Annotated in this window: 7 protein-coding genes; 3 read left to right on the top strand and 4 right to left on the bottom strand. The window is 58.2% G+C overall.

What is annotated here, in order from left to right; translation table 11 throughout:
* Positions 1-228: 228 nt before the first annotated feature.
* On the bottom strand, positions 229-1,413 hold the full coding sequence (locus tag IQ265_RS16745) for an HlyD family efflux transporter periplasmic adaptor subunit (protein ID WP_194055651.1): 1,185 nt from the start codon (positions 1,411-1,413) through the stop codon (positions 229-231).
* A 158-nt stretch (positions 1,414-1,571) separates the two neighbouring features.
* On the opposite strand from IQ265_RS16745, the gene IQ265_RS16740 reads away from it, so the two are divergent.
* Entirely contained in the window at positions 1,572-1,757 is a 186-nt protein-coding gene (locus IQ265_RS16740; RefSeq protein WP_194055649.1) for a hypothetical protein, read from the top strand.
* Between the two features lie 130 nt (positions 1,758-1,887).
* Here IQ265_RS16740 and IQ265_RS16735 read toward each other — a convergent pair whose 3' ends face one another.
* Positions 1,888-2,400, bottom strand: a complete 513-nt coding sequence (locus tag IQ265_RS16735; protein WP_194055648.1) for a cyclic nucleotide-binding domain-containing protein — start codon at positions 2,398-2,400, stop codon at positions 1,888-1,890.
* A gap of 122 nt (positions 2,401-2,522) precedes the next feature.
* Between IQ265_RS16735 and IQ265_RS16730 the strand changes: the two genes are divergently transcribed.
* A complete protein-coding gene (locus tag IQ265_RS16730; protein WP_194055646.1) occupies positions 2,523-3,302 on the top strand; it encodes a MinD/ParA family protein in 780 nt (259 codons plus the stop codon).
* 4 nt (positions 3,303-3,306) lie between these two features.
* Positions 3,307-3,636: a helix-turn-helix domain-containing protein gene (locus tag IQ265_RS16725; protein ID WP_194055644.1), complete on the top strand. Its 330-nt coding sequence runs from the start codon at positions 3,307-3,309 to the stop codon at positions 3,634-3,636.
* Positions 3,637-3,730: 94 nt separating this feature from the next.
* On the opposite strand, the gene IQ265_RS16720 is transcribed toward IQ265_RS16725, so the two are convergent.
* Together IQ265_RS16720 and IQ265_RS16715 are read right to left on the bottom strand one after the other, a co-directional pair.
* Complete coding sequence (locus IQ265_RS16720) at positions 3,731-5,371, bottom strand: DUF3370 domain-containing protein (protein WP_194055642.1); 1,641 nt, start codon at positions 5,369-5,371, stop codon at positions 3,731-3,733.
* Between the two features lie 302 nt (positions 5,372-5,673).
* Complete coding sequence (locus IQ265_RS16715; RefSeq protein WP_194055640.1) at positions 5,674-8,523, bottom strand: zinc-dependent metalloprotease; 2,850 nt, start codon at positions 8,521-8,523, stop codon at positions 5,674-5,676.
* Positions 8,524-8,525: the final 2 nt, after the last annotated feature.

The raw sequence follows: 8,525 nt of genomic DNA, 5'->3' as shown, positions 1-8,525 counted from the left end.
TACGGAGTCACAGGCTCCTGGCGATTTTTCGAGTTTTATCCTTAAAGGTGCGGCGACCCAAGCTACACGCGGTTTGCTTAACCTAGGGTGGGACGGTCTGCCACACTTTTTAAGATACAAGGGTGGGCACTGCCCACCAGTAGGGATACTTTTTTCAGAAGTCGCCTAAAGCCCCTCTTTGGCAGACAGAAGGGCGATAGGTAGAAAGGCAACCGTAGAGCCCGCCCGCTAATCGACCCGAATTTTGACCCGCACCTGCATATAGGTCAGCCCGGCCACCTGTTGACTGTCAGCCGGATTGAGCCGAATTTTGACTTCCACCACACGGGCGTTGCTGTCGGTTGCTGGGTCAGAGTTCAGCACGTCGGTCTTGCGAATCTGTAGCCCAATAGATTCCACCTCACCGTTCAAGGTGTTGGTAAAGCCGCCGTTCTCGCTGGTAATTTCGGCTCGCTGACCTACCGCTAGCTTGGGTACATCGGTCTCGTAAACTTCGGCGATTACCACCATCTGCTCGGTCTGACCCAGATCCACAATGCCCTGGTCGGGGTTAACCCGTTCGCCAACGCGGGTGTTGACGCGCAAAATTTGACCGGCCACCGGCACGCGCACATAAAAATCTTCCAGATCTGCCCTGGCTCGCTCGACCTGGCTTTGGGCGTAGGCCACCTCAGCCTGGGCAACCGTGACATCGACCGGGCGAATTTCGGCTAGCTGAACCAGGCTAGCCGTGGCCGACTGAATTTGAGCGCTCAGGGTTTGGCGGGTGCCCGCAAGCTGGGCTTCAGCATCTCGCAAACTGGCGCGGGCGGTGTCTAGGGTTTTTTGGCGGCTGTCTAGCTCGGTCGCGCTGACGGCCCCCCGACCGTAGAGCTGGCGGTAGCGATCGTAGTCGGCCTGAGCCTGGCGCAGGGTGGCGGTAGCCCCAGCGATCGCGGCCTGGTTTTGCTGCTCGGTAGCCTGCAGCTCCGCTTCGAGCTGGCGAATGGTGGCTTGCTGGGCCGTTCGCTGGCTGGGGGTAGCGGCGGCGGTTTCGGTTTGGCTTACCTTAGCTCGCTGCAGGGCCACATTTTGCTCGGCCTCAGCCACCTCTGCCTGAAGCTTTTCAATGCCCTGCAGCGTTGCAATCACCTGGTTGGCCTCAACCCGATCGCCTTCCTGCACCAGCAGCTGGTTCACCCGGCTGTCCTGAGCATTGGCCACCGATAGCTTAATCACCGACGAGGTGGGCTCGATGCGTCCCAGGGCTGCGACGGTAGGGACTGGGGCCGGGGCTGTCGCTACGGGAGCCGGGGCCGGTCGGGTAAGGTGCGATCGCACAGCGTAAACTCCCCAGCCGCTAACCAGCAGCAGCAGCGCGGCGGCGGCCAAACTGTAGGTATTGGTTTTGGCGGCAATGGCTTTAAGGGTCATGCTTCCAGAATCTGGGTAGGGCTATGAGCAGACTGAACAGTCTTCATCAAAAGTTGTCCCTAAGATTCCCTTGAGAAAGTAATGGCTACCAGGCTATATGCAGTGATTTTTAGAGGTCTACTGGGTACGCTGACTGGGCATATCTGAGAGCGAAGACAATGGTAAAACGTGCCTATCAACCGCTGAACGATCCTCAGGCTGGCGACAAATTAAAACAGTTTCGCCAAGATCTCAACAAAGAGCTGGAGCATGCCATCGAAGGCCACGAGTTTAAAATGGTCTACATTGGTATCGCTACTCTAATTGCCTTTGCTTTGGTTATCTATCTGGCCTGGAAATACTAAAAACCACTTCTTTTTAAGCTGATTTTCTGGCTGCTATAGTTTATTTAAACGATGAAAGGGCTGCGGAATAATTTGATTTCGCAGCCCTTGGTTATAGGAACCAATAAAATTAATGAATCTGTAGTTGACGCTAGTGCAGATACACCTGTATACCAATCACAATTGCAACTAGAAGCACAACCGGAATAGCGATCGCCGCCATACCGTTGTGACTTTTGACCACTCGCGATTCGTGGCTAATTACCGCTGATTTAATGGTTTCATGCATCTCTTCGCGCAGCTTGGTGAGTTCGCCATCCAGACTGTCAGCGCTGTAAAGCTGACGCAGTCGGTCAAACACATCGCGGGCCAAAATCAAGCTCTTCTCAGGGTTCTCAAACAACATATCCATGATTTCATCGTGGGAGAAAACCACAATTTTGGCTTCCTCTTTGGCCTGGGCCGTCGAAGATCGGGGACGGCGATCGATCAGCTCTACTTCGCCAAAAACTCGCCCCGCCCCCAAGGATTTTGCCACTACCTGACCGGTTTCTGGATAGGTATCTACCAGGTCAATGCGGCCCGATTTAACTAAATAAACCTGCTGGCTTTCGTCCCCTTCCCGATAGATCACATCGCCTGGGGCATAGGTGAGTTTTTCCATAAGTAAATTTCACGCAGCGCGTTAGTTTCGCGGCTATTGTTCCCATACTAAACCCAGTTCTACCGGCCCAAGACGGGCACCCAAATAGAACTCATTGTTTATCTGGCAGAGGTGAGATTCCCATGACGCAAGTTATTTCGATTCACTCCTTTCGCGGCGGTACCGGCAAATCGAATCTAACGGCCAATATTGCCACGGCCGTGGCCAGCCAGGGTAAGCGGGTCGCCATTGTGGATACCGATATTCAATCCCCCGGTATTCATGTGCTATTTGGGCTGGATGAAGAAGACTTTACCCACTCCCTCAATGACTACCTGTGGGACAAATGCAGCGCTAAAGATGCCGCTTACGACGTCACTGCCCACGTGGTTACCGCTAGCGGTGCTCCCGCGGATATTAGCGGCACAGTGTATTTGGTACCCTCTAGCCTCAAGGCTGGCGAGATCGCCAAAATTCTGCGGGAAGGCTACGACGTGGGCCTGCTCAACGATGGCTTTCACGACCTGATCAACCAGCTCAACCTCGACTACCTGTTTATTGATACTCACCCTGGTCTGAACGAAGAAACCCTGCTTTCGATCGCGATTTCTGATCGCATGGTGATTATTCTGCGCCCCGACCGCCAGGATTTTTTAGGTACCGCCGTCACCCTCGAAGTAGCCCAAAAGCTCGATGTGCCCGACATTACCCTGCTAGTCAACAAAGCCCCCGACATTTACCCCCGCGAAACTTTGATTGATAAAGTGCAGACCCAGTACGGTGTGCCCGTCGGCGGCCTGTTTTATGAAAACGATGAAATGCTGCAGCTCGCCAGCGGCGGTATTTTTTGGCTGCACCATCCCGATCACGCCTTTAGCCAGGAGGTGCACAACGTAGCCCGTCAACTCACCGCTGCGGAGTAGCCCCATGACTTACCCCGCCCACGGGGAAACCCCCGCTCCCCGGCAGCAGCAGCCCCATGGTACCGGACCCAGAACCATGACCGACCTGCTGGGGCTACCCGATCCAGAGCGCACTCTGGTGAACTGGCTGGTGCGTCAGCGGGGTGCCTCCCTAGCCGATATCCTGGCCCATACCCAGACGGAGCCTGCTGCCGTGCAGGCCACGCTGGACAACTTGCTCACAGCGGGGTTCTTAACCGTTGATGAGGCCTCAGACCCGGCCCTGTTTAAGCCCAACCTGGTGTCGCGGAAGCCCCGCACCCTGCCCGATCAGCTGTGGAATGCGCTTGATTGACGTCGGTGTGCCAAATTCTACGCCCCAGCTAGGAGAGAATAGGTCCCTAGCCCTCTTGAGGTGTTTTTTGATCGGGATGTCCAGCCGAGAGCCATCAAAGCTGACGCAGAAGATCGCGGCTGAGCGCTGGTGAGGGTGGGGTTTCGATGGTTTCAGCCTCAAATACCTCGGGGATACCGCCGTTGAGTACGGTAATGACCTGCGGCGGGGTGGCATCGGGGGGATAGACCAGATCTATTTCAAGATCTTGACGGGCCTCGGCGGGAATGTTGAGCCTCAGCAGCGCCTCGGCTTCCTGGCCTCGGCGCTGCACCAGGTGAACGTAGTGGGTGCGCTCTAGACCCATCTGGTTTTTGAACTTTAGGCGCACAGTGCCCCGGAAGAAAACGCGATCTTCGGGCGGCCGCCGAAACCTGAGCCCCTGGACGAGATCCTCGTCGCGCATGGGGGTTTGGAACTTGAGGGTAATGGTTTGCTCGGAGCCTCGATTGTTGTAGAAGGGGAGCTTGAGGCTGTAGCGCACGCCGTAGTTGCCGTGGGCGCGGTAGGCCGTGTCTGGGTAGCGGGCCACCATGGGTGCGCTCTGGATCTGCCCAGTGCCAAAGGTGTTGCGGTCTACGGAGCTAATCACGTAGGAGAAGGCGTTGCCCGGTGCCGGAATCGTCAGCACATCGGTATCAGGAGAGTCGGTGACGGTGGCCTTCCAGTTGGCCCCCTTGGCGACTCCAGCCACTCGACCGTAGTAAAACCGCCCAAAGCGGTAGGTCTCTGGGTCGGAGGGGGGGATGTCTCGAGGGCCAGCCAGGTTGCCCTGCTTGAGCACCTGGAGCCAGTCCTGTAGGGTGGGTACGCGCTCGTTGCCGTTGGGCAGCAGGTCGGCGTAGCGAGATAGGCTAGCGACATGCACCGGACCGCTGCTGGAGAGGTACATCATGGCCGTACGACCATTGCTTGGAATGGGACGCGGCGCAATCGGGCGGAGGGGGCCAGTTAGCCCGTTTTCGCCGGTTTCCGGATTGATCTGGGCATCGGCTGCGGTGAGGGTAACCGGGCGAATCGGTGGTTTGGGAATCGCGCTGCCCTGGGGATAGCTGCCGTTGACGGGCACCGTGAGCTGGCGCAGGGGGATGGGAGTATTCATCAGCAGCTGTACGTGACCCGGCGGCACCGTGATGCGATCGGGCCAGTGAGACTGGTTAGCGCCGCGCAGAATGTCGGTGGTGGTGCGACTGCCGGGGCCAGCGTAGACATTGCCGTTGCTGCTCAGGCGCGCGTCGGGTAGGTTGATGAACGGGGCCTCCTGGCTGAGGTAGCTCACCCCCTGGTGAATGGTGATGTCGACGGGTTCGGTGCCGGGGTTGTAAACCACTACACCCATAAACAGGGTGCGGCGATCGTCAGGGTTTACGCCCCGAGCAATATGGTGGGCGAAGATGTCGAAACGCCCGTTAAAGGCGTAGTCGAGGTGGGCATCGGGCGAGGCCATGCCGTCTTTGGGGAAGGTGGAGAGCAGAATGCCGTTCTGCTGCACGACTTCGGGGCTGTTGCTGTTAAATACAGGAATTTCATCTAGGCCGCCGGGGAGAGGTCGTACTTCCTGATAGCGGATGACCTCGGCGTAGGTACCATCGCGGGGAATAACTACCGTTTTGGTTTCGGGGGTAGGGGTGACCTCGCCAGGGGGGAGTTGAGCAAACAGAGGGGAAAGGGTAAAAGCGACTAACGCACTCAGCATGGAGAACCCGCGGAACGACCAAAATAGTAGTGAATTTAGTGTGCCCAGGTAACGACAATCCTGAAGCAGTAGACGGCAACCCTGGCAACGGCTTTCGTTGACGTGAAGGGCTTAGCGTAATACCAGGCAGGCTAGGCTCTGCCAGATGTTAGCCTGACGGTTGAAAGGCAATTATGGCCTAACTGGGATCTATAAGGAGCCAATGCTATATTGGCCCGATCCACAATACCACTTTGGGGGACGGGGTATTTGGCTGCGTTTTAGGGAAAATCATCGAATCTTTATAGATTCTCTGGCTAGGGCTACTGACCACGTAGGGGGGCATCGAGCACCTTTACAATGCGATCGCGGGCATCTTCTAGATAGGCCACGGTGGCGATGTCGAGCCGCTGTCCGTGGCGGTTGAGGTGGCGGGCGATCGCTTCCTGGAGCTGCCTGAGCTGGTAGCGGGCCAGCACACGGGCTTCTTCGGGCGCACCGAAGGTAGCTTCCTGGGCTACAAACCCCAGCAGATCGGTGACCCCTTCGCCCGAGCCGTGATTGCGCAACACCAGGCTGGTCAGGGTATTTAGGTGGTGCCGCTGGAGCCCCTGACGCAGGCTGGAGATAGCTGTGGCCTGGGCGGGCGGGTTGAGCACCTCAGCCCAGATGGACTGCCCCAGGGTGTCGAACAGCTCTGCCAGGGTAAAGGCCTCGCCGCCCTGCTGCTTGAACTCGCTGTCGCGCAGACGCAGCAGGCGATAGCCGTCGAGCAAATTGCTGACCGTAAAGGCCTGGGTAGACAAAAGGCGATCGTAAATGGGGTAGTCGATGCGGTCTACGAAGGGGTCTTGGCCCCAGTCCATCCAGCGATCGGGAGCCAGGCGGTTAATTAACTCCGGCGATAGCGTCAGGGCGTCGGGGGCAAACACCCGCTGGTTGAGCACAGCTAGGGCGCGCCGCTGCTCCGCTGCCGCTATGGGTGCAAAGGGGGCCTGCCCGCCAGAACTCCAGGGGTCGGTGCGGGTAAAGCGCTGTCCGCCGATGTAGTTGGCGATGATCGCGGCCTGCATGTCGTAGTGAAAAAAGACCAGGTTTACCCGCTGGCGCAGCTGGCCGTAACCCTCGCCAGGGTTGACCGAATACCAATCTAGGCGGTCCCAGATTGTTTTTGCGATCGCCATTTGGCCCTCGGCATAGCTTAGGGGGTCGTCGCTCATATCCCAGGCGCTGGCCTTGGGGTCGAGCATGGTAAAGACATCTTCGTCGGGGGCGTAGGCTAGCCCGGTGGCCCCAGCGCGATCGGCGATGGGCTGAAGTTCGCGCTGGGCGGTAACCGGGTTGCTGACTGGATGGTAGCCGTACTCAATGGCCCACAGATCGTAAGGACCTAACTGGGTGGGGAAGTAGTCACCCTGGGGTTGACCTGGGGAAGCCAGATTGGGCGGTAAGTAATCCATAATCGAGCTGGTCATGCCCTGAGACTGGGTCATGCCTGGATCATTTAACGCTGAAGGAGACAGCAGCGTGCTGCCCAAAAAGTTGTGCCTTAGACCCAGCACATGGCCAACTTCGTGGGCGGTGAGCACTCGCAGATACTGTTGAATGTAGGTCTCTTTGACCTCGCGGCTGGAGAAGGGCGGCGCTAGGGTAGCAATGGCCAGTGACCCAAAGGCCGTGGTCTGCAGGCCTCGTAGACCTGAACAGTAGTCTGTTGCGTCAACCCGCTGAGGCGCATTGACCTGCTGGGACGAATTGGACTGGGCTCGGTTGGTGCTCGAAGACAGGCGTGCCATCAAGCGATCGCCCAGGGGATGGCCACAGGGACTGAGTCCGCCTGCACTGGGGCCTGACGTGGCGGCGGCTCCCGTCACCAGGGTGTCGTACTCCAGCATCAGGTCACGCACGACGCTGGCATCGAGAATGATATCGGCATCTAAAATTTCGCCAGTCAGTGGGTTGACCCGAGCTGGTCCTAACCCGCTGGCCCAGGGGTACAGCGAGTCTGACCAGCGAATGACGTTGTAGCGCACGTCGGCCGGGTCCCAATCGGCGTTGTCGGGCATTTGGCGCACGTCGATCGCCTGGGCGAATCCGGCTCGCTCAAAGGCGGCATTCCACCATTTCACGCCGTCGGCAATGGCAGCTCGGTACTCCACAGGGGTCGTGTTTTCAATCCAGAATACCAGCGGTTCTTTGGGCGGTGAGAGGGCGGCAGTTGGGTCTTGCTTTTCTAAGTGCCAGCGGTGAATGTAGCGTACAAAGGGATCTGAGAGGCCGGGTCGGCCGGGCGATCGGTAGGCGGTGACGAAGTAGCCCACCCGCTCATCGGCCTGACGGCCATGAAAGGTGGGGTGGTTAGGAATGGCTGACAGGCTGTAGCGCACCCGCAGGTTAAACCCCCGGTTGTCGGGCAGGCTGCTGAGCCCAAAGGAAAAGGGCGACGTCGAGCTGCCTCCGCCCGAGAACCCCATGACCGCTTCGAGTTCTACATTTTCAGGAAAGGCTTTGACTGGCCCCAGGTACGATGCCTCGGTGTTGACCGCATAGCTGCCCAAGGCCCAGGGAAACTGGGCCGAGAGGTTGACCGGGTCGCGGTTAATTAAAAAATCTTTCAGGTCGAGCAGAATTTCTCCAGTTTCGTCGTGGATGGCCTGAATGGGCAGGGTCGTGAGCACCGAGTCGCCAAAGGATTCTCGCAGTAGCCGCTGGGCTTGGGGCTGCGGGTTACGGAAGTACACGTTGGGCACCGCCACCTGGATGCGGTTGTCGGGAATCTGGCGAAACTGAATCATTAAATCGTTGACGGGCCAGCCCCGAAACAGCCCCAGCTCCCCCAGCCCCGACTCCAGGTTGGCCATAAACAGCAGATTTTGGTTGAGCTGATTGGGTTTGAGCCCTAGCAGCGCTCGATTGCGCTGCAGGTCGTGGTAGACCGTAAACAGCCCTGTCGATACCGTTAGCCCACTGACTGCCTCATTGAAGGGTTTAAGGCTGCCTGTAGGGGGTGTGGTCGTGGCTTCGGTGGCGGCTTCGGCCCCGTTGGCTTGGGCGTGGAGGGTGGGGGTGGGGGGTATAACCGGAGGGAAATAGGCGGCGGCCCGGCCGCTGTGCCCCCACGAGAGCGCTGCCGCGATCGCCAGTCCGCAGAAAAAGATGAGTCCTAGCCGCATGC

Origin of the sequence: Nodosilinea sp. LEGE 06152 (genome assembly GCF_015207525.1) — a bacterium.
In the GTDB taxonomy this organism is placed as follows: domain Bacteria; phylum Cyanobacteriota; class Cyanobacteriia; order Phormidesmidales; family Phormidesmidaceae; genus Nodosilinea.
The sequence above is the reverse complement of the archived record's forward strand: the minus strand, read 5'-3'. Positions and strand labels throughout refer to the sequence as shown.

Bases quoted from the DNA above. Each gene is read 5' to 3' on its own strand.
- IQ265_RS16745 (WP_194055651.1), bottom strand. From the start codon at position 1,413: ATGACCCTTAAAGCCATTGCCGCCAAAACCAATACCTACAGTTTGGCC.
- IQ265_RS16740 (WP_194055649.1), top strand. From the start codon at position 1,572: ATGGTAAAACGTGCCTATCAACCGCTGAACGATCCTCAGGCTGGCGAC.
- IQ265_RS16735 (WP_194055648.1), bottom strand. From the start codon at position 2,400: ATGGAAAAACTCACCTATGCCCCAGGCGATGTGATCTATCGGGAAGGG.
- IQ265_RS16730 (WP_194055646.1), top strand. From the start codon at position 2,523: ATGACGCAAGTTATTTCGATTCACTCCTTTCGCGGCGGTACCGGCAAA.
- IQ265_RS16725 (WP_194055644.1), top strand. From the start codon at position 3,307: ATGACTTACCCCGCCCACGGGGAAACCCCCGCTCCCCGGCAGCAGCAG.
- IQ265_RS16720 (WP_194055642.1), bottom strand. From the start codon at position 5,371: ATGCTGAGTGCGTTAGTCGCTTTTACCCTTTCCCCTCTGTTTGCTCAA.
- IQ265_RS16715 (WP_194055640.1), bottom strand. From the start codon at position 8,523: ATGCGGCTAGGACTCATCTTTTTCTGCGGACTGGCGATCGCGGCAGCG.